Source organism: Murdochiella massiliensis (assembly GCF_900059565.1).
Lineage (GTDB): Bacteria > Bacillota > Clostridia > Tissierellales > Peptoniphilaceae > Murdochiella > Murdochiella massiliensis.
This window is the reverse complement of record NZ_FIZW01000002.1, coordinates 635762-657776: the sequence shown is the minus strand read 5'-3', so window position 1 is coordinate 657776 and position 22015 is coordinate 635762. Positions and strand designations below refer to the sequence as shown.

General features: G+C 51.9%; 17 protein-coding genes. 14 read left to right on the top strand and 3 right to left on the bottom strand.

Annotation, left to right across the window (positions count from 1 at the left end; all coding sequences use genetic code 11):
- Positions 1 to 84 precede the first annotated feature (84 nt).
- Both BN3910_RS04725 and BN3910_RS04720 read left to right on the top strand, forming a co-directional pair.
- Positions 85 to 1410 carry a glutamate--cysteine ligase gene (locus BN3910_RS04725; protein WP_066924857.1) on the top strand — a complete coding sequence of 442 codons (1326 nt, stop codon included), beginning with the start codon at positions 85 to 87 and terminating at the stop codon, positions 1408 to 1410.
- Positions 1397 to 2830 carry a circularly permuted type 2 ATP-grasp protein gene (locus BN3910_RS04720; protein WP_066924855.1) on the top strand — a complete coding sequence of 478 codons (1434 nt, stop codon included), beginning with the start codon at positions 1397 to 1399 and terminating at the stop codon, positions 2828 to 2830. Before BN3910_RS04725 ends, BN3910_RS04720 begins: the two co-directional genes overlap by 14 nt.
- On the opposite strand, the gene BN3910_RS04715 is transcribed toward BN3910_RS04720, so the two are convergent.
- Positions 2771 to 3325, bottom strand: coding sequence for a QueT transporter family protein (locus BN3910_RS04715; protein ID WP_066924853.1), 555 nt, complete (start codon positions 3323 to 3325; stop codon positions 2771 to 2773). The two genes, BN3910_RS04720 and BN3910_RS04715, sit on opposite strands and share 60 nt — an antisense overlap.
- 7 nt (positions 3326 to 3332) lie before the next feature.
- A complete protein-coding gene (locus BN3910_RS04710; RefSeq protein ID WP_187367690.1) occupies positions 3333 to 4412 on the bottom strand; it encodes a polysaccharide deacetylase family protein in 1080 nt (359 codons plus the stop codon).
- 259 nt (positions 4413 to 4671) lie between these two features.
- Here BN3910_RS04710 and BN3910_RS04705 point away from each other — a divergent pair, with 259 nt between their 5' ends.
- From BN3910_RS04705 to BN3910_RS04685, 5 genes are read left to right on the top strand one after another with little or no spacing between them, the layout of a single operon-like run.
- Entirely contained in the window at positions 4672 to 7491 is a 2820-nt protein-coding gene (locus BN3910_RS04705) for an ATP-dependent helicase (RefSeq protein ID WP_187367689.1), read from the top strand.
- Positions 7457 to 8581 (top strand): ABC transporter ATP-binding protein, encoded by a 1125-nt coding sequence (locus BN3910_RS07685; RefSeq protein WP_066924848.1) that lies wholly within the window; start codon positions 7457 to 7459, stop codon positions 8579 to 8581. The genes BN3910_RS04705 and BN3910_RS07685 overlap by 35 nt, the downstream gene beginning before the upstream one ends.
- A gap of 9 nt (positions 8582 to 8590) precedes the next feature.
- Positions 8591 to 9442, top strand: coding sequence for a hypothetical protein (locus BN3910_RS04695; protein WP_066924846.1), 852 nt, complete (start codon positions 8591 to 8593; stop codon positions 9440 to 9442).
- 1 nt (position 9443) lies between these two features.
- The gene (locus BN3910_RS04690) at positions 9444 to 10307 is read left to right on the top strand and encodes a hypothetical protein (protein WP_066924844.1); all 864 of its coding nucleotides are present in this window, start codon (positions 9444 to 9446) and stop codon (positions 10305 to 10307) included.
- 57 nt (positions 10308 to 10364) lie between these two features.
- Entirely contained in the window at positions 10365 to 12245 is a 1881-nt protein-coding gene (locus tag BN3910_RS04685) for a cell wall-binding repeat-containing protein (RefSeq protein ID WP_066924842.1), read from the top strand.
- Here BN3910_RS04685 and BN3910_RS04680 read toward each other — a convergent pair.
- Positions 12239 to 12997 (bottom strand): exodeoxyribonuclease III, encoded by a 759-nt coding sequence (locus BN3910_RS04680; protein WP_197457242.1) that lies wholly within the window; start codon positions 12995 to 12997, stop codon positions 12239 to 12241. The two genes, BN3910_RS04685 and BN3910_RS04680, sit on opposite strands and share 7 nt — an antisense overlap.
- A 161-nt stretch (positions 12998 to 13158) precedes the next feature.
- On the opposite strand from BN3910_RS04680, the gene BN3910_RS04675 reads away from it, so the two are divergent.
- The 7 genes from BN3910_RS04675 to rplI all read left to right on the top strand — a co-directional run bounded on the left by BN3910_RS04675 (position 13159) and on the right by rplI (position 22014).
- The gene (locus BN3910_RS04675; RefSeq protein WP_066924838.1) at positions 13159 to 16038 is read left to right on the top strand and encodes an insulinase family protein; all 2880 of its coding nucleotides are present in this window, start codon (positions 13159 to 13161) and stop codon (positions 16036 to 16038) included.
- Positions 16039 to 16459: 421 nt separating this feature from the next.
- Entirely contained in the window at positions 16460 to 16744 is a 285-nt protein-coding gene (rpsF, locus tag BN3910_RS04670) for a 30S ribosomal protein S6 (protein ID WP_066924836.1), read from the top strand.
- A 19-nt stretch (positions 16745 to 16763) separates the two neighbouring features.
- Positions 16764 to 17261 carry a single-stranded DNA-binding protein gene (locus tag BN3910_RS04665; RefSeq protein WP_066924834.1) on the top strand — a complete coding sequence of 166 codons (498 nt, stop codon included), beginning with the start codon at positions 16764 to 16766 and terminating at the stop codon, positions 17259 to 17261.
- Between the two features lie 23 nt (positions 17262 to 17284).
- Complete coding sequence (gene rpsR, locus BN3910_RS04660) at positions 17285 to 17512, top strand: 30S ribosomal protein S18 (RefSeq protein WP_066924832.1); 228 nt, start codon at positions 17285 to 17287, stop codon at positions 17510 to 17512.
- A gap of 1116 nt (positions 17513 to 18628) precedes the next feature.
- A complete protein-coding gene (locus BN3910_RS04655; RefSeq protein ID WP_148417325.1) occupies positions 18629 to 19576 on the top strand; it encodes a DUF2232 domain-containing protein in 948 nt (315 codons plus the stop codon).
- Complete coding sequence (locus tag BN3910_RS04650) at positions 19569 to 21587, top strand: DHH family phosphoesterase (RefSeq protein ID WP_066924828.1); 2019 nt, start codon at positions 19569 to 19571, stop codon at positions 21585 to 21587. The genes BN3910_RS04655 and BN3910_RS04650 overlap by 8 nt, the downstream gene beginning before the upstream one ends.
- Positions 21568 to 22014: a 50S ribosomal protein L9 gene (gene rplI / locus BN3910_RS04645; RefSeq protein WP_066924826.1), complete on the top strand. Its 447-nt coding sequence runs from the start codon at positions 21568 to 21570 to the stop codon at positions 22012 to 22014. The genes BN3910_RS04650 and rplI overlap by 20 nt, the downstream gene beginning before the upstream one ends.
- The last annotated feature ends 1 nt before the right edge of the window (position 22015 follow it).

Genomic DNA, 22015 nt, shown 5'->3' with positions numbered 1-22015 from the left:
GAAACCGGGGATGAGGTATGCGTCGATAAAGTTGCCGCCGTCTGAAATGCGCTGAAAATGAAATCAACCGGGAAAGGCGGAGACATGAACAGAATGTTGACGGAAGAAGAAAAAAGACGGCAGATCACGAACGTGATTCGCGCCGGGTATACCGATCGAATTCGATGGCAAGTAGGCCCGGAAATTGAGCACTTCGTTTTCGACCGGCAAAGCGGAAAACGCATCCTGTATCCGGGCGAGAATGGCATCGAGGGCATTTTGCGGGCGTTTGCTCAACGTCATACGGACTGGACGACCACTTGGGAAGAAGGTCATCTTCTCGCGCTCGAAAAACTGGGCAGCAGCATCACGTTGGAACCGGGCGCGCAGCTTGAATTTTCGCTCGCTCCCTCGGAGTCGGTGGCCATTATCCAACGCCGATACCAGGCCATGTTGGATGATCTGTATGAAATATTGGATCCGCTGGGTTATATGCTGGTGACGATTGGCCTGGATCCGTTCAACGCTGTTGAGGACATTCCGCTTTTGCCGAAATCCCGCTATCACATGATGGATGCCTATTTGTGTAATACAGGGGACTTGGCGCGTACGATGATGCGCAAAAGTGCCGCCTTGCAAGTTTCGGTTGATGTCGGAAGCGACCGCGATTTTTGCAGCAAATATCGTGTCTTGACCGCGCTCTCCCCGATTCTCTATACGCTTTTCGATTCCGCTGTGGATAACGAGGGAAAACGACTCACGACGTATAATGCCCGTCAGGAGATCTGGCGGCGAACGGATCCGGCACGCACCGGCTTTCCGGCGGATGTGTTTTCTGCGGATTTCGGTGTGGATCGCTATGCGGATTGGGTGCTTTCCGCACCGCCGATTTTTCTGCCGAAAGACGGGAAGGTCGTCGCAACCGGAAATCGTCCGCTGCATGAACTTCTTGATGAGGCAAAGGACGAAGAGGAACTCGATCGCTTTGTTCGCCACGGCATGTCCATTGTTTTTCCGGATGTGCGGGCGAAACAGGTGATGGAGATTCGCATGATGGATTCGATTGCCGCGCCCTATGCTTTCGGCGCTATGGCTCTCTTTAAAGGACTGCTCTACAACATGGATACCTTGCGCCGCCTGGAAGAGCGTTTCACGCCCATGCAGGCGGATTGGGTGGAACGGGGGAAAAATGCCGGTAGAGATAATGGAATTCAAGCATATTATCACGGCGATTATTTTGCCCATTGGGGAACGGCCCTTTGCGCCATGGCTCGAGAAGGATTAAGCGAGCAGGAAGCAGCATTTCTTGTTCCCTTAGAGAAAATGTGGAATAACCTTGACACCCCGCGTTTGGAAATCGAACGTCTGGTGGAACGTGAAGGATGGACGGAAACGTTAAGAAAGTTGGAAGTGCGTCATGTTTTATCCTGAATTTACACAAGAGTATATTCGTCGCGTAATGAAAAATCCCGACCGATATGCCGAAGATGCCCGGTCATTGATCGATGGAAGCGTGGAGAAGCGTCGGCTGTATCATGGTCAGGAAGTTCCGATGACGTATCAGGGGATGTTTTTGACGCAGGAGGATGTGGAAACGTTTCAGGAAATGATACGCACGATGGTCTCCATCGGTCGAAAAGTGACGGCGGAGTACGTAAAAAATCCGGACTATCGCAAGGGATTTCACTTTGATCCGGAAATGGAAGAACTCATTTTATTGGATCCGGGCTATGATATTCCCGTTCCGGTCGGCCGTTACGACATTTTTTATCGCGGGGGAAATGACTATCGTTTTTGCGAACTGAATACCGACGGAGCCTCTGCGATGAACGAAGATCGCGTTCTGGGTGAACTGCTCGTTCAAAGTCGGATTATGCAGGATATGCAGGAGGATTGGTACCTATCGCCCTTTTCCCTTTTTGATTCTCTTGTTTCGGCGTTTCTTGCTCGTTATCGGCAGATTCGTGGGCGGGAAGCGGAGAGCGTTGCCATTGTCGATATTTTGGAAAAAGGTACACGAATGGAGTTTGACGTCTATCGTGACCGTTTTGCCGCTGCCGGTGTCCGTGCGGTCGTTGTCGATGTCCGCGATTTACATTTTGCGGAGGGAAAATTGTGGGCGAAGGAAGAAAACGGGAAGCCGCTGGCGATTGACCTCGTCTACCGCCGATTGGTCACTTCCGACTTTCTCACCGTGCGGAAAGAAGCTCAGGCGTTTGAAGAAGCATATCGTGCCGGCGCGTTTCTCTCTTTCGGCTCATTCCGTTCCCAGGTGATGCATGCCAAAACCACCTTTACCATGTTGCATAAAGACGAGACGAAGTCCTTGCTGACGGAGGAAGAACGGGAATTCATTGCTCGACGTATTCCGATGACCTGGGAAATAACCGCGTCCGACGACAAAAGGGAAGTGATCCAACATAAGGATGCCTATATTCTTAAGCCTTACAATTCCTATGGTTCACAGGGGGTCGTCATCGGCCGTGATTATACACAGAAAGAATGGGAGTCGCTGGTGGATGCGCTCCCATATGAGAAATATATTGCACAGGAATTTGTAGACAATGATCCGACGCCGTTTTTGTTTTTACAAAACGGATTGAATGATGCGCCGAGCTTGGCTGATGAGCAGATCGTTTCCTTTGCTCAAGCGTTGAACGAAGCCGATACACCGGAAACCGCCGGACCTTTTGTGGTGAAGCCTTTCGGGCACGTGCTCGGCTGTTTCCTCTTTGATGAACAATTTGCCGGCTGTTATGTGCGCATCGGACAACACCATATGATTTCCGGTTTACGCGACTATTTTACCGCACCTGCTTTTGTCGTCACGCCCCGAAACCGGATCGGATAAGGTTTCACGAACCAGTTTGTTTCGCCATAAAAAGGTCCAAAGCGGCAAACCGATCACCGCTGTGATAATAAATTGCGAGAGCATGATTTGCGCCGTTACCAGGGGAAACAAATCAGCGGTGATTTCCCCTAAAAACCAGGCTTCACCGCTGTAGAGAAAAGAAAAGGCGGCGGGAAAGAGCGAGGCGAGCCATTTCGAGGAAACTCTGGCCATTAAGAGCGTTGAAAAAAGCGTTCCCAGTGTGCCGATGACCATGTCGATGGCACCGAAAGGGCTCCACATATTCGCCACCAGACAGCCGAGAGTGAGTCCAATAACGTTTTTGGGATCAAAGAAGGCCAGCCATGTCATCACTTCCGCATAGCGGAATTGCACCGGGCCATAACTGAAACCGAATCCCGAAAGCGTAAAGATAACGTAGACGGAGGCGATGATGCCTTGACGGGCCAGCGTTCTGGCCGACAAGAGGGAAGAGAAAGAATTCGTTTTGTTCATGTAAACCTCACTCCAGTACACCGAACGAGAAGCCCTGCTCCTGTAGCGCATGAACGATGGCAGGAAGGGAATTGCGCGTGAGCGTTTTCGCGGCGGTATCATGCATCAGAATGGTGATGACGTTCGGTTTACCGTAGGCTTCCCACGCCTCCAGGATGCGACTTACCTGCCCTTCTGTGGAATCCGGCGATGTAGAGCCTTCGGCGTCGCCGTTGAGGCAATTCCAGTCCATCCACTCGACGCCTTCTTTTTTCAGCTCAGCATCGGCTTCTTCCAGACCGTCCCAGGACATATGGCCGCCCGGATAACGCCAGGGCTTGGGATCGACTTCTTTACCCAGAAGCGCCTGCAGTGCGTCTTTTGATTTGTGGTATTGTGCGAGAATTTCGGTAGCATTACCGACGCCGCCCGGATAAAGCTTATCGTAGTCATGATCGAAGGAATGGAACGCCAAGGCATGTCCTTCCGCAAGGGTTCGTTCCAAAAGCGGTTTATTTTCCGCCGTGAACGATTGTCCGACCATAAAGAAGGTCGCCGGTACGCCAAGCTCTTTCAGCGTATCCAACAGAAGCGGCGTCGACGCCGCATCCACACCGTCATCAAACGTGAGGAAAGCTAATTTTTCGGTAAATATCGTTTTGCCGTTGTACATCGCATCATTTACATCGGCGGTATTATACGCATAGACACCAGCTGCGCGATTGTGGTTCTTTCCGGTACCGCCGGCATTCTGTTTGACTTCCGTCGTATTGGCATTGGGCTGAGCGATGCCGGAAAAGATTCCGCCTGTTTCCGCTGCTTCCGAAGAGGAAGCGGAACGATCGCTTTGATCCTCGGATAGGGAGGAACTCGGAGAGGAGGAGACTTCCTCCGTCGCGGAAGAAAGTGAAGATACCGTCGGTGTTGTGCTTTCCGGTGACGATAGATGTTTCCACAGCGAGAATAACAGCGAAAACGCAAGAATGAGAAGAATGAGGACAAGTATTGTCCCCAGAATCATTCGCCGTTCCCGCCGTTTCTGGCGTCGTTTTCGGCGCTCCGGCAAATCCGGTGCGGAATGCGGATTACGATGTCTTGTACTACGCATGGGGCGCGAAGTGTTCTCGGTCGATGCACCTGTCCTCGGCTCGCCCGACCTATCCGTCCTCGAGCGTCTTGGTGTATTTGAATTGTTATTCTCCTCTAACATATTGACCTCCCTTTTCCTCCGCATCATAGCATAGAAAGCGGGCACAGAACAAGCACGACGGCCGCTCAATACGCAGGGGCTTTTTTCTGTGTTCCGTTCCAAAAAAAACCGACAGTCCGGCAGCCTTTGATAGAATGGAAAAAGAAAGGCGGTTATGATGGACAGGGCCAACGAAAAACAGAAACAAGCGATCCGTACGACCGAGGGACATGTGCTCATCCTTGCCGGCCCCGGAACGGGGAAAACGCGCACGCTTGTTCAGCGCACGGCATATCTCATTCGGGAAAAAGGCGTTTTGCCCAAAGAGATTACGGTGACGACCTTCACGCGTAAAGCCACGCAGGAAGTGGTTGTACGTCTATCTCGCCTGTTGGCGGATGCCGGGCGCGCGCAGGACGCCGGAAAAGTACATGTCGGTAATTTCCACCATCTTGCGGGTGCTATTGTGGAAAAGGCGGCCGATCGTGCCGGATTCGGTCCTGGAGTAAAACCGCTGAACGATATGGCTAAACAGGCCTTGGTTGCCGCTCATCTTTCTTCGTTTCGCGCTATTCCGCACATTGAAACGCTCGGAATTGCCTTATCACCGGAAGCTCCGAGAGCGGTAAACGCATGGTGTCGGCTATTTGATCAGCTTCGCGAAGGCTTTGTCGATTTTCGTCCACAGGATGCGGCGACTACCGCTGCAAAAGAGGCGCTTCAACAGTATCGTCAGCTTTTGATGCGCCACAACGTGATGGATTTCAGTGAGATGCTCTTCAGTGCGTATTTACTATTAAAACAGAATCCGGACATCCTATCGGCAGAACAGGAAAAGTGCCGCTATCTGATGGTGGATGAGTATCAGGATACGAATCCAATTCAGGAGCAGATTCTTCGTTTATTGCAACAAAAGAGCGGAAACCTCTGCGTGGTGGGCGACAGCGATCAAAGTCTGTATCGCTTCCGTGGAGCAAGTGTACACAATCTGCTTTCGTTTGCCGATCGTTATGCGGATACGACCGTCATTCGTTTGGAGGAAAACTACCGTAGTGACGGCATGATTCTGGATAGAGCCGAGCGTGCATTTCGACGTGACGTCCAAATGATGTCTTCGGCTGCGCCTACCGCACAGTTGCGTGAGGACAAAGCGCTGTTTCCGGCGGATTCTACGCGTCGTCATGATGCGGCGGTACAACAGTTATTTTGTGCCGATGCGTCCGTTTGGGCTGAGCGGGTAGCCGATTCGCTTTTGCTCTTGCATACGAAGGGGCTGCCATATGAGGATATGGCGATTCTTTCTTTCTCGGTACGCTCTCCGATGATGATTACGCTTGCGCAAACATTGCATAAACGCGGTATTCCCGTCAACATGCCGCGCGGTGGGACACTGATGGCAGATCGGGATGTCCGCCGCTTTTTGGGCAGCCTCACATTGGCATTTCGTCCGTTTTTGAAGCAGGCAATGGACGAACATCTTCTTACGCGTTCTATGCTGGATCCGTTCGTTGCCTATGCGATGAACATTCCCAAGCGGGATTTTGCGGAACAGGAAAAGTATGCACAGGCGTTTCGGAAACGCCTTGCGGAAGGCGAAACGATCGTTTTTCTTGATCTCTGTTATGGTCTTCTGGGCGTTTCGCCGCTTAAAGCAACGATAAAAAAAGCGCTTTGCAATGAAGACGGCGCGGAAGCGCACCTTGGCGCAGTGCGCAATGTATTGACAGATTTGTTGGCCATGTTGGCCGTAGATCCGGAGGCGGAGAGTCGACTGACGCAGGACAATATCGTCCGCCAAAGCGCGATTCTGTTCGGCCGCTGGCTTCCTCTGCTGAATCGTACGAGACAGGCGGCTTTGCGGGAAGAACAGGAAACGGATGTTTCGGATGCCCTTTCGCTATTTACCATTCATCAATCCAAGGGACTGGAATATTCGGTTGTCTTTCTGGTGGAATCGGATCCGCGTTCCGCGTTTACTTCGCGAAGCGGAATTGCCCGTCTTACGCGATCTCCGTCGCTTGGCGAGCCGCTTTCTCCCGGCATTGCCGAGCAGATGGATCACGCGCGCCTTATGTATACGGCACGAACGCGTGCGAAATCGCTGTTGGTGGAAACGGGTATCCGCTATGGAAAAGATGATCCCGCGATTTCTGCGCAAACGGTGCAATCCTGTGTGTTCTATCCGTCCGATCCGGCGCCGGAAAGCCATCGCTTTGCCTTTACCAGCGACATTGCCTGCTATCGTCGTTGCCCGAGACAGTATTATTTCCTGCGCAAAATGCATATGCCTACGAAGCCGAATCGTGCGGCGGATCGCGGAACGTTGGTACATGAATCCTTAGCACGATATTATCGTTTTATGGTGGAACATGGAGAAAAGCCGACGGATGAGGCCGTGCTCTCCATGGTACAATTAGTACGTAACGGAATGGAACGTTCCGGTGCGGTGTTGGATGCGGACGACGGAAAATGCGCCGAGGAGCAGGTTTTGGCGCTTCATCGTGCGGAACCGTTTTTGCCGACGCAGATTACGGGCGTTGAGCAGGAAGTACATGCCCTTCTCGATCATCATGTGTTGGAAGGCAAGATGGATCTTGTATTAGAGGAAGGAAAATGGATCGTCGACTTTAAGACCGCTCGTCCGGCACCGGAACAGGAGAACGTGTATCGTGATCAGCTGCGCTTTTATCGCTGTCTGCTTTCTCCAATGCAGGCTGAAGGGACAAAGGGAATTGCTACAGAGGAAACAGCAGGTCAAATGCTGTACTATACCGCAGCTGAGGAATCGGAGCATCCTCGCGACGAATTTTCTTTTCCGATAGGGGAACGCGAGCCGTTTTTACAGGAAATTCGAGAAACCGTTGCTGCCATTGAACAGGGCGATTTTTCAGCGAGAACCGGGAATCAAACGCATTGCAGGACCTGTCCGATGCGTGAATGTTGTCCACGAGAGGAGGAGTTGCATGAGCGAGAAGAAACACGTGTTGACCATAGCTGAGATGCTGGAGGGTGTGCAAACGGATAATGAGCGCATAGCATCGTCGGAGCAGGATGTCGTACAGGACACGGCCCCGATCGACATCCCGGCGGACACCATGAGCGAAGTGCGGACGGACGTGCCCATGAAAGAATTTACCGAAGCGGGCATGGAGACACCCGTCGTCGAAGAACCCGAGGAATCGTTCCGCACCCGCCCCTGGATTATGCCGGAGCCTCCTGAACCGCCGGTAGCTCCTTCGGAAGAGGAAGAAGTGGACAATGTGCCGCTAACCGTTCCGTCCTCCGTTGCTGAGGAACGTGAAAAGGATGAGCAGGAGGAACCTGCTCTTATCACCGCTGTACCGGAAGTAGAAGGCACGCATGAAACAGGTGATGCGAACGAAACCGAAGCCGGTCGTCCAGTAGCGTTTATTTCCCATTTGTGTAAAAAAATAGCCGGAAATCCAGTGCTGGAGGACGTGAACCTCGCTTTGCTTAACGGGCACGTTCTTGGTCTTCTGGGTCCGAACGGATCAGGAAAAACAACGTTATTACGCATTCTTGCAGGCCTGGCGCATCCCAGTTCCGGTCGTGTCGAAATTGACGGCATTGTTCCGGGTACGGAGACAAAGGGAATGGTGTCCTATCTTCCGGACACGCTTTTCCTGGGGCGGGAAATGACGGTGGAAAGCGCCCGCAAGTATTTTCAGACCTTCTTTATGGATTTTGATCGGGAACGCTTTGATGAATTGGCGCAGCGCCTCAACTTGCCCGAGCGCACAAAGGTGGGCAAAATGTCCAAAGGCTATCGTGATCGTTTAGCTGTCGCGTTGGTGATGAGCCGTCGTGCGCGTCTTTATCTTTTGGACGAGCCTCTCGGTGGAGTGGATCCGGTTGTGCGCGATGAGATTCTTGACATTTTGGTTGAAGCGCTGGGCGATGAAGCGACGATGCTGATTACGACGCATCAGGTGCGTGACTTGGAGCGTATATTTGATGAGGTTTGTTTCCTGCGCGAAGGTAAGGTAGTGCGCTATGGCGTTGCGGAAGAGATTCGCAACGAAGAACAGGCGGATCTGGATCACGTGTATCGCTCGATATTCGGATAGGAGGATACGATGAAGTATTATTATTCTCTTCTACGCCGTCGTACCGCTCCGGCCCGTTGGGGCATGATGCTTGGCGCCATTGCGGTGATTTTAATGTCGGCCGCACTTCTTCCCCTTGTGCAGACAGGTGAACTTAGGGAAATGTATGCGGTTATTCCAACGGTTTCGACCACCGCTGCCCGTTTTGTACTCATTGTGGCTTTTGTCCTTGAGCTCTTTCGCTCTGTGCCGCTGGTTATGGACAACCGTTTTGGTCACCTGCTTCCGGAACAGGAACGCAAACCTCTGCTGGCCGCCCTACTGAGCGTGTTGTTCAGCGCGCTTCTTTACTTCCTTTGTGCCATTGTTTGTTCTTTTCTGGATGAATTGTTGCGCACCGGCGCTGTGCAGCAAAGTGTGCGGATGTTGACGGAAAATATGCGATTGCATCTCTTGGTTTTCTTGCCGGCGGTGTTCGTTCAGTTATTTTTCTCCATCACGCTGGTGATGTGCCTACAACTTTTTTTGCGCCGCTTAGCGCAAAAGTATGGGCTGGTCGGCCGTGTTCCGCATTCGGCAGGAAGACTTCTCACTTTTCTGGTTACCTTGGGCGTATGGGTGTTGTTTTACCGGCTGGCGATGAAAGCGCTTTTTCGTTTTCCGCTTGTTCTTGATCTGCCGAACGGTGTTATTCATCATTCCGTATTTACTGCAGAGGCCTGGAATTTCGCCGGCAATCTGTTCTTGTGGCCGGTTACCATGACCGAAACGGCGCAAACCGTATTGTCTGTTCCGGTTTTGCTGGGACTTGTGGTCTTCATTGCGTTGCAGTGGGTTGCTGCGGTCATTCTTTCGGAAGACCATCTGGACTGGGAGGTATGAAATGGGTAAGCGATTTCGTTTTGAATTTGCACGCAGTCTACCGTTTTTCCTGACGCTTATTCTTGGTGGGACAATCTATTGGCTTGTTATGCGGCAGATGTTGATGCATCCGGAGGTTCTGTTCACGCTGCCGATTCTGTTACCGCTGTTGATCGGGTTGGCCTTTGTTGTGGCATCCGTTGTTTACGTTATCGTGAACGTGAGTCATGAACTGTCCCAGCCTTCCGGCTTGTTGACTTTTTTAACGCCTCTGGCTCCATGGAAGGTGATGGTCGCGAAATGGCTGAACTTCATGGTTTCCTTTGGTCTGTCGTTTCTCGTGATGCGCTTTTTGCTGGTTCTCTTCCCTTTAGCAGGAGAAGATTTTCCGGGCGGCATGGAGATCATCGCTTCGTTGGCGGAAAGCCATCATCCGGTGAATGTTCCTTTTTTCTTCCTCATTGGCATGAGTGCCTTGAGCGGTTTGATCTTTGTGTTGCGCTGGACGCTGGTGCTTGCACTCGTGTTTTGGGTGTTGGGCTGGACGGAAATGCTTGCTTCGCGGGCTATTCTCCGCTGGGGGAAATTCCCTCTACGCGTCGTTTCGTTTCTTGCGACGCTTTTCGTCCTTGATGAAGCGGGCACGTTTCTTACTTCAATTCTTCCATGGTGTATCGATGTGGAATCCTTTCAATTGTTTCGTCCGATGAACGCGGTACCGATTCATTTTACGCTGGAATCCGCTGCCGGTTATGAGCATGGCATCGGATTCGGAGAATCGCTCTATTCCATGGGCATACCGGTGGTTCTTTTCTTGTTTTTGCTCTTAGCGATCCTTTTCTTTCTTTGGCGTGCACAGGCATGTTGGAAAAAGATTGATCGTTAATGAGGAAGAGATGTACGCGATAATATGAAGTATGCTTTGACGACGAAAGGGGAGAAAATGAACCGGTTGAGACAACACAGAGGGAAAAGCGGCTTTCTTTTGCTGGTCATGTTTTGTGCTTTTTTGCTGGGCACAGTTACGTCGGTAAAGGCGGAGAAGTCGACCATCCCGGAGCCACAGGCCGGCAATGCGATCATCGTCGTTTCCGGGGAATACGAAGGCGTTCAACCGAATGCCTTGCTTGTAAGATTGAATGAGATTCGTGCGGAGGCAAAAAAAGAAGGATTGGTGAATGCCTATGTGCCTCTTACCTGGTCCGGAGGGATGGAAGAAATTGCTCGTTTACGCGCTCCGGAAGCCGCCATTCTGATGGGACATTCCCGCCCGAACGGGGCGCGTCATCCGTTTATGGTGGCATCGAACGGGATGCGCAACAATGCGGAGAATCTGGCCTGGAGCTCACAAGGCGGAAGCACGCGCGCAGTGGAGCAATTTTATGAAGAAAAGGCGGATTATTTGTTGCGCCGACAAGGGAAAACGCCCAATGGACCGACAGGACATTATGCTACGCTGATCAATCCGGAATACGTGAGTGTCGGCGCAGCAGCGTTCTATTCGCCAATCACCGAGTGCTATCAGTCTGTGTTCGTGTTTTCCGTAGAGAAAGAACAACAGCCATTCACACTTCCGGCGTATCCGGAAAAGGCCTATGTCGAAGTAGAAAGTGGTCGAATGGCGAACTTGTCCCTTTCCTTGCCCAAGAAGGCAACAGCCAACATGGCGGCTGACTGGTCGGCAACGGCTGAGGTGCGTCGGGAAGATATTTTTTCTTCCTCGGGGATCAGCTATGCCGACGTCCCGGTTGTGGCCGGCCTGCATTGGACGATTACGCCGAAGGAGGGAGCCCGTGTGGACGGGAACCGTATTCTTTTCGCCGGCGGCGGACGTGTACACGCGGAAGCTGCTATCGGAAACACAACGGCATCAGCAATTGTCGATGTAGAAGAGACGTCGTCCGGCCAAGAACAAACGCCGGACGAAGAGAATAGAATCACCGTGGATCGCCTCTCGGGGGCGAACCGTGAGGAGGTTGCCGCAACGGTTGCGCGCACCTATTTTTCGAAGGCGGATACGGTGTTGATTGTCAATAATATGGCTTATGGAGATGCCATGAGCGCAACGAATCTCTCACGCGGAGAGATGCCGATTTTATACACGCGCCGGGACGATCTTCCCGACGCTACGCGGCTATGCCTGTTGGATCTTGCCCCGGAAAACATCATCGTTCTCGGCGGAACCGGTTCCGTCAGCAAGACGGTGGAGAATACGTTGCGTCGAGTGCTTCCGCAGGCATCATTTCGTCGCCTTGACGGACCGGATCGCTTTGCGGTCAACGCAAAAACCCTGACCAATCCCGTCGGCGGAACCATTGCCGTAAACGGCCTGGTCTTTGCGGATGCGCTTATGGCCTCGCCGCTTGCCCAGGTTAAGGGGGCACAGATCGCCCTCATTCGACCGAATGAAGTGCCGTCGGTTGTGGAGGAGCGGTTAGATAGCGCAAACAATGGCGCTCCGATTCATATCGTCGGAGGAACAGGATCCGTTTCCCTCAATGTGCAGCAGTATTTTATGCAACGCTATGACACGACGGTGGATCGCATCGCCGCGCCGGATCGCTATCGTCTTTCGTCGATGGTGGCGACGCAATTTCCACAGGGAAAACGTGCAATTTTAGTCAGTGGCGAAAAGTTTTCGGACGCGCTGGTCGCTGCTCCGCTTGCCCAGCAGTGGAATGCTCCAATTTTTCTAACCCGCGCTTTTGCGTTGGATACAACGGTGCGAGAAAGTCTTTCCCATTTTTCCCTGATTCGTCTTTTAGGCGGTCCGGCCAGTATCGCGGAAACCGTTGTGGAGGAGCTCACCGGAAAGGCTCATTGAAGCGAAAGCACCAGTTCGACGGGACAATGATCGGAGCCCATGACGTCATCATGAATGGCTGCCGAAACCAGACGCTTTTCGAGCGCCTGCGATACCAGGAAGTAGTCAATGCGCCAACCGATGTTGCGTTCACGTGACTTCGCAAAATTGGACCACCAGGTATAGGCTTCGGTTCGGTCGGGATAAAAATAACGGAAGGTGTCGATAAAGCCGTGATCCAGAAGTTGATTGAATTTGGCTCGCTCTTCATCGGTAAAGCCGGCGTTTTTGCGGTTTGTAGAGGGATTAGCCAAGTCGATCTCCCGGTGCGCTACGTTTAAATCGCCGCAGACCACCACGGGGTGGGTTTCTTCCAACTTTTTCAAATAGGCGAGGAAGGCGTCTTCCCAGACCTGGCGGTAATCCAGCCGCTCCAGACCGCGTTTGGAATTGGGCGTATAGACGGTAACCAAATAAAATGACGGAAACTCCATCGTAATGACACGTCCCTCGTCGTCATGTTCGGCTATTCCGATGCCGTACTGCACGCTGAGGGGCGCTGTTTTGGTGAAGATTGCCGTGCCGGAGTAGCCTTTTCGTTCTGCATAATTGTAATATTGCTCGTAGTCGGGAAGATCCAAAGTCAATTGTCCTTCCGACAGTTTGATTTCCTGCATACACAGGATGTCCGGATTCAGCTCTTCCAGTTTATCCAAAAAGCCTTTGCGCACCTGGGCACGCAGACCGTTTACGTTCCAAGACATGAGTTTCAACATGGTTTTTCCTTTCTATTTCGCTTGTCCTTCATGATAACCCATTTCCGGGCAGGGGGACACCGGGTATAATGAAACCGTATAAACTTCGATTACGTACAACCTAAGATTACGTACACACCATGATTACGTACAATCTATGAATACCCCCGGAGGTTCCTATGAATGAATTTCGCTTGCTGCGCTCGGAGCTCATCGCCGAGGAACAAACGACCTTTCAACAGTATGTGCATGAAAAAACCGGTGCACAGGTGTTTTGGCTGAAAAATGATGATCCCAATAAAATGTTTGCGATCGCTTTTCCGACGTTACCCATCGGATCGACGGGAAATATGCATATTTTGGAACATGCCGTTCTTAACGGCTCCCGAAAATTTCGCACGAAGGAGCCATTCTGGGATCTGTTGAAATCCAGCCTTCAGACGTTTTTAAATGCCATGACCTTTCCGGATCGCACGGTGTATCCGGTGGCGAGCCGAAACGATACGGACTTTATGCATTTGACGGAAATGTATCTGGATGCGGTATTCTATCCCCAAGCGGTGCAGGATCCGCTCATTTTCGAACAGGAAGGCTGGCACAAGGAAATTTTTTCCGCCGAGGAGCCCATTACGTATAAAGGTGTTGTGTATAACGAAATGCGCGGAGATATGTCGGCGCCGGAACAGCAGGTGATTCAGCAGATTCAACAGGCATTATTGCCGGACACCCCTTACGCGGATAATGCAGGAGGGGATCCCTACGAGATTCCGACGTTGCGCTATGAGGAATTTTGCGCCTATCATCAGGAATACTATCATCCTTCGAACGCCAAAGTTTTTCTGTACGGCGCCATTCCTGAAAAAGATGTGTTTAGCCTGATTGCGTCCTATTTTTCCGCTTTTACGCGGCGTACGATGAACACGCTGCCGGCGAAGCAGACGCCTTTTTCCGCACCGAAAGAAGCGGAATTTACGTTTTCCGTTGCGGACGGAGAAGAGGCGGAGAACAGGGACTTTCTTGCGCTCAGTTGGCTGGTGGATGAAGCACGAACCGACAGCGTGCGCTATCTCAATCAGATGCTAAGCGATGTGCTCATTGATGCCGAATCGTCGCCGCTCAGACAGCGCCTTTTTGCGGAACTGCAGCCCGCGGACGTGCTCGCGTCGGAGATGAGCTACCGAGACGTCAGTTTTCTGCTGCTGGTAAAACACGTCGACGCGTCGAAAAAAGAACGTTTTGAACAGATTGTGCTGGAGACGTTAGAACAAATCGTCCGGGACGGGATTGATCCGGAAATCTGGGAAGGCGTTTTGCATCGTATGGAATTTGATCTGCGGGAGAAAAATGGTCGGGCGACAAAAGCCATAACCTTTCTATTTGCGCTTCTTAACGAGGGCATCTACGGTCTTGACCCGGCCCCCGTTCTGCATTACGAAGATCAGCTTCATGAATTGCGCGAACTCTTGCGTCATGGCGCGCTTGAGCGCTATATTGAGGAGCGCCTGTTGAAGAATCCGCATCGCGTGTTAAGCGTGCATCGCCCGGAACCGGGGAAAAATGCCAGAAAGGATGCCGAGGCGGCTAAGGCGTTGGCAATGGAAAAAGAAAAGATGTCCGCGGACGAATTGGACGCGCTCATTGCCGAAAATCAACGCCTGCGCGATCGTCAGAATCGTTCGGACACCGAGGAAGAAAAAGCGACCATTCCGGTATTAACGCGAGATGTTTTGCCGCAAACACTGGAGAAGACGCCGCGACGCGTAACGAAAAACGGGGAGGATACACTATTATTCCATGATCTGCCCACAGCCGGCATCAACTATCTCATCGTCTCTTTTGACCTTTCGGGCTTTACACAGGATGAGTTGCCATATGTGGCCTTAGCGGCCGATCTCCTTGGAGGACTGGACACGGAAAACTATTCTTATCGCGAGTACGACAAGGCGGAGCATCGCTTTACCGGCGGCATCACCGTGACACCGACCATTTTTTCCAAGGAGGACAGCGAAGAAATTTGTCGCACGTTGCTCGTGGAGATGCCGGTCATGGGAAAAGAAAATAATGACCGGGCGTTTGCTCTCCTTGAAGAGCAGTTGCTGCGTACGTTATGGACGGACAAGGAGCGTATGCAGGAGCTGATTCGCATTCGCTACACGTCGTTTGTACAGCAAATGGTGTATGCCGGAAACACCTACGCTTCCGAGCGCGCGTTGGCAAAACACAATGCGGCCGCATATTATCGTCAAGCCGTTTCCGGTCTGACGTATTTCCGCTTCCTGGAAGGGCTGAATCAGCACTTTTCCGAAGAGGATCGGACGAAATTGGAGGAAGTTGCACATCGCCTTTTTTTCGCTCCGGGACGAGTAATCAATGTCACCGGACACGGCAAGGAGGGGGAGGTTTTCCTCGAACGCGCACGGCAGGTCGTTTCCGCCATTCCCACAACCGATACGATAGAGAAAGTTTGGACGTTTGTCCCCGCTCGCGCAGCCGAGGCTTATTCGGCAACGTCCGACGTGCAGTATAACGCGGTCGCTGCACCATTTATTAAGCCGGAAAGTCTGCACGGCAGTCTCTTTGTACTGATGAATATTCTGAACAATTCCCTGTTGTACAACGAAATTCGCGCGAAAGGCGGCGCATATGGACAGTCCGCCCTGTTTACCACGGACGGAAATGTCATTATGTCCTCCTTCCGCGATCCGCAATTGGATGCAACGTATCGCGTATTTGAAGACGTCGGAAAAGCGGTTTCGACATTGTCGCTGACGCCGAAAGACATCGATCGCTTTGTTGTCGGTGCGGTGGGCCAGATGGACAGGCCGCTCACCGATGAGCAAAAGGGACGCCGTGATCTGCTCGATTTTCTGCGCCATCGCGATATCACACGCGAGGATCGCTATCTGCAGGAAGTGCTGCATACGTGTGCGGAAGATCTTCGTGCCTGGGGTGAACCCCTTTCTCGCGCGATGGTGAACGCATCGAAAGTGACGATCGGCAATGCGGAGGCCATCCACGCGAGCGAAATGCCATTTGATGTTGTGGAGCGTCTTTCTTAGGGGATGCCGGTGATGCGCCACTCTTGGCATTTGATGTTTTATATCTTGCCGGCGATGTGTCACTCATGAAGCAGGATACGTCATCTCTTGTCGGTGCTGTGTCATGTCTTGATGGTGATGCATCATGCCGTGTCGGTGATATGTCAGGGCGTACCGGCGATATGTCCGAGCGTACCAAATTACCGGAAGTCCGATTTTCCACGCGTTTGCGCGGTATAATGAAATCGGTGAAGAGACCATCGGTCACGTGAGCGCCGGAGCATGCACGAACGGCAAAAGAAGGTAGCGATGCCGTTTTGGAGTTGCACTTCCGCATGATTTTGGTATAATAAGCGGGTGACGCAGGCGCGGCGTGTTCGCGCATGGTCGTAATCTCTGCTCCGTTAAAAAGCGGGGCGAAATCCAGAGGGAGGTGAAACGCATGAATCAGTACGAAATGGTCCTCATCCTGAAGGCCGGTTTGGAAGAAGAAGAGCGCAATCAAGTGCTCGATCGTCTTAAGGACGCCATCAGCCAAAACGGTACCGTCGGTGAAATCGATGATTGGGGCACCAGAAAGCTGGCGTACGAGATCCATTACAACAAAGACGGTTACTATTACGTCCTCAATTATGAGGCCGATCCGTCCGTTGTTGCTGAAGTGGAACGTCGCGCACGCATTTTGGATCAAGTCCTTCGCTACCTTACTGTAAAGAAAGAGGCTTAGTTCTTTTAGGAGGTAACCGATGAATCAAGTGACGATTATGGGGCGCTTAACCCGTGACCCCGAGTTGACTTACAACAATACGACAGGAAATGCCATGGTTCGCTTTTCAGTGGCCGTGGACAAAAAACTGTCCCGCGAAAAGAAACAAGAGATGGAATCACGCAATCAGCCCACCGCAGACTTCATTAACTGCGTGTGCTGGGGCAAATTGGCGGAAACGGTCAATAATTTCACGGCAAAAGGCAAACGGGTCATCGTTGAAGGACGTCTGCAGACAGGCTCCTACGAGGCACAGGACGGTTCACGCCGTTATACCACGGATGTGGTTGCCAATGCGGTTGAATTTATTGATTGGAAAGATCGTGACGGTTTCGGCGGTGGGGATGCTTCCCGTGCTTCCGGCGCCAACAATTTCCCGAAAAACAATCAGGCGGCATCGCCCGCAAATAGCGATGGCGGCGACGACTTTTTCGATGCCAACTTCAGCCCTGTGGATGATGAGCGCATTCCCTTCTAACGAAACGCATCAGGGAGGACGATATGGCCCAACGCAAGTTCAGACCGCATAAGAAGGTCTGCATTTTCTGCAAAGACAAAGAACGCGTGCTCGACTATAAAGATGTCGATGCCGTAAAAGAGTTTATCAGCGAAGCGGGAAAAATTCTTCCCCGTCGCATTACCGGCACTTGTGCTAAGCATCAGCGCGATGTGACCACCGCCGTAAAACGCGCCCGTCACATTGCCCTTATTCCTTACGAGGATAAATAAGCACAATATTGCAGTGTGCATGAAACGCCCTCAACCCGGAACGGGTTGAGGGCGTTTTTTGTTGAATTAAGATGCTTTGTCCTGAGATAGGATGCTTTATTCTGAGACAAGATTTTATTCTGAGGCAAGGATTTATTCTGAGGCATGGGTTTTATCCTGAGGAGGGACGTTATGTCCAGTGAAGGTGCGTGCTGCTAAGCGGTTGCAGGCCCTTATGATGTTTAGATTGCGTATAGTATAGGCAGTGCCCGCCGTGCTTTGTTCCGTGGAGTCCTGGCAAATAGCCGAGAGCCTCGGTGGCCCTGACATAAGCGTAATATCGAACGCTGCCAGGGTCGCGCAGAGCCCTTCGCCCCTGGCAAACGGTCGAGAACCTCGCCAGCCAGGGTCGCGTAGCGCTCCTCGCCCCTGGCAAACAGTCGAAATGGAAAGACATCAGGGGCAGCTACCCTGATAAGCGCATAATACGGAAAGTCGTCAGGGGCAGCGCCCCTGACAAAAGTGCAATACCCAATGTTGACAGGGTCCCATTGCCCCTGATGAATGACCGAAATGGAAAGTCGTCAGGGTCGGCAACTCTGACAAAAGTGCAATATCGAACGTTGACAGGGTCCCATCGCCCCTGATGAATGCCTGAAATGGAAAGTCGTCAGGGTCGGTGGCCCTGACAAAAGCGCAATATCGAATGTTGCCAGGGTCGCGCAGAGCCCTTCGCCCCTGGCAAATGGCCGAGAGCCTCGGTAGCCAGGGTCACGTAGCGCTCCTCGCCCCTGGTAAACAGTAGAAATGGAAAGACATCAGGGTCGGCAACCCTGATAAACACATAATATGGAAAGTCATCAGGGTCGGCAACCCTGACAAAAGTGCAATATCGAACGTTGCCAGGGTCGCGCAGTGTCCATCACCCCTGGTAAATGGCCGAAAACCTCGCTAGCCAGGGCCAGGGAAACAATGCAATTGGAAATCAAGTCCCGCGCCATTTGCCTGCGGAAAATGCAGAAAGCAGAAAACAGAAAGCAGAAAGCAGAAAACAAAAGGCAGAAAGTGGAGAAGAAAAGTCATCCCATCACCTTGCCTTCTTCCTACTATGTTAAAATAGGAGAGGAAGGAGAAGACATGACATTCGATATGAAAAAATGGACGGCGCCGGTTAATGCGTTGTTTGCAGCCGCGCTCACCGTCTTTATCTATTACATTTCCGCCCAGTCTGTGGGCGCCGTGCGTCTTTTGCTCTATTTTCCGTTGACGACGTTGTTTGTCGTTCAGGGCATATATTGGGCGGGTGCGGCCGGTGTGCTCAGTGTAGCTGCGATTGCGGCGTTATTTGGCATCGAAGTCGGCGTTTCCATGGCCTTACATCTTCTGGTCATTTCCTTCATCATCGGCATGATGATCAAAAGGAATGCAGCCCTATTTCACGAAATTGTATTTCCGGCGCTTCTATTTGCCGCTTTAAGTGTGTTGCTTCTTTTTGTTCAGCAGTGGATGACCGGGCAGGACGTGATGGCTATTTTGCGCGAAGAAATGCAGATTGTCACGCAGCAGATTCTCGAACTTGCCCAGCAGCAGGGCAATTTGCCTGCCGGGTCGGAAGTGCTTATACGACAGATTTTTGCCACCATGCTGAATATGTTGCCGGCATTTCTCTTTATCGAGGGCCTGGTTACTGCGATAGTGACGTCCATTTTCTCCCATCTCGTGCTTTCCCATACAGAAGAGGACGTGGTGCGCTTTTCCCTTGTCAAGTTTCAGATCACACGAAAGATCAGCGGTATCCTGTTGGGCATGGTGGCCATCGCGATGGGACTGTCCTTGACGGTCGAGTCTCTGGCCTACTTGGGCGCTAACATTGGGCTCGGTGTAATGGTTCTCTATGCTCTCCATGGTATTGCGCGCATAGACGAACAGCTTTCGCGGCGGCACGTGCCTAAGGCGTTGCGGGTTATTCTTTATCTGTCGTCGTTCATTTTCGTGTTTTTAACCTTTTTCTTCGTCCTTGTCGGCTTCTTGCTGAGCTTTCTCTATGAGCGCAATACGACCACCGAAGGAGGCAACCATGAATAGCGATTACTCTTCCGAAAACGCACAACAACGACTTTGGACCGAGGTATTGGTCGTGACGCTTATCGGCCTGTTCATGACGGTTGGCCTTTTTCTTTGGAATGCCTATGCCGGTGTGGCGGGCGTTGTCGGTACCGTTTTTTTAAGTGCCCACAGCTATATTCGCGAGCGAGAAGCACAGCGTTCTGTTGTGAATGCCATTGAAACGCTGGACCTGCATTTTGATGAAGTGACGAAAAATGCGGTCTTCGGTATGCCTTTCCCGATGACGGTATTGGATGAACGTGGCCTTTTTCTGTGGTATAACTCGTATTTTAAGAAGCTGTTTCATATTCAGGATTCGCTTCTTGGACAAAGTTACGACAAGTTGTTTGCAGACGTTCCCGTCAAGATTCTAACCGGAAAGAATGCTGAGCCCTTTCGCGTGACCGTCGGGGATCGCATTTATCTGTTTTACAATAGTGTAACGAGCTCCCAAAAAGGAGAAGCGCTGATCCTGCTTTACGGCATTGATAACAGCGATGATGAAGAAGTGCGCGAACGCTACCATGAAGAACAACAGGTGTTGGCTGTGGTGGTCTTGGATAATTACGATGAAGTGCGCGCAACGATGCATGAAGCGGATCGGCCCCTCGCCTTTGCGAAAATAGACGGACTGGTTAACCGTTTTGCGGCGGACTATGATGCAACCGTCATCAAATACGAATCCGACCGGTATCTGTTGGTATGCACACAGGCCGCGCTGGATCGAATGAAAATAGAGAGATTCCGGCTGTTGGAGCAGTTAAAGACCGAGATGGAAGGTCTCACCAACATTCGTCCTACTGCTTCTATAGGCGTAGGTTACGGGCAGGATACCCCCGCAAAAAAGATGCTGGAAGCGCGATCTGCCTTGGATATTGCTCTTGCCCGTGGAGGTGATCAGGCAGTGCTCAAATCCGGCGAACAGCTCGATTATTATGGCGGAAAGAATCAGGCTACGCAGCGCATGACCAAGGTCAAGGCGCGCGTGATGTCCAATACCATGCGCTCTTTCGTGGAAGAAGCGTCAAACGTCCTCATCATGGGCCATCAGAATGCTGACATGGATTCTCTCGGTGCCTGCCTCGGCATGCTCACCTTTGCGGAACAGGCGGGCGGCGATGCTTGGATTGTGTTGGATGAGGTCACCGCGTCCATTGAAAATCTGTACAACAAGGTCATGAACGAAGCACCGGATCTTGCCAAGCGTATCATTCGCCCGCAACGTGCGGTCGAATTGCGCAACGAGCAATCGCTCATTGTGGTGCTGGACAATCATCGTCACGACGCCACAGCGGAACCGAAGCTGTTGGATGAAGGCAATCGCGTCATCATTATCGATCACCATCGCCGTGGTGCGGGGTATATCCAAGGTGCCGAAATAGCTTATATTGAGCCGTATGCCTCGTCGACCTCCGAAATGGTGACGGAGCTGATCAGCTATCAGGATAGCGATATGGCGCTGCCGAAAGTGGCAGCTGAAGCGCTGCTGGCCGGCATTACTGTGGACACCAAGAATTTCTTTTATCAGACTGGAACCCGGACTTTTGAGGCGGCAGCCTATCTGAAAGCCAGAGGGGCGGATTCCGTTGTGATCAAAGAGCTCTTTAAAGATGACTTTGATTTGATGCGCTATCGTTCCGAGATTCTGGTCGGGGCAACCCATTTTGCTCAGGACATGATGATCGGCCGTTTTCCGCACGACATCGAAGGTTCTACGCTCATCGCTTCACAGGCGGCGGATGATCTTCTGGGCATTCGGGGGGTAAAAGCGTCGTTCGTGCTGACACTCGCAAAGCAACGTGTACACATTTCCGCTCGCAGCCTGGGTGATATCTCCGTGCAGCTGATCATGGAGAAATTGGGCGGAGGCGGACATCTGACTTCGGCGGCAACACAGCTCAACGGGTCATTGGATGAGGCACAGAGACAATTGGAAGAGGCGATTAACGCCTATTTAAAGGAGGAAAAGGATGAGAGTAATCCTGCTTAAAGACGTCAAGGGATTGGGAAAAGCCGGGGATCTGGTGAACAGCAAACCGGGCTATTTTCACAACTTTTTAGCAGCCAACGGCCTTGCCATTGAAGCGACACCGGCGGCCGTCAAGCAATGGAAAGCCAAACAGAAGCGCCTGGAAGAAGAGGAAGCCCAGCGCAAAGCCGAAGCGGAGGAATTGAAGAAAAAGATTGACGATCTGACGGTAACCGTCTCGGCAAAAGGAGGCGGAAACGGCAAGCTGTTCGGCTCCATCACCGGACAGGACATTGCTGATGCCCTGCAGAAGCAAGCGGGCCTTTCCATCGACAAGAAGAAGATTGAGCTCAAAGAATCCATTCGTGAAGTTGGTGTGCGTGAAGTCGATGTCCGCGTTTATGCCGACATGACGGCACGCCTCAAGGTGAATGTAGAAGAGGAATAGA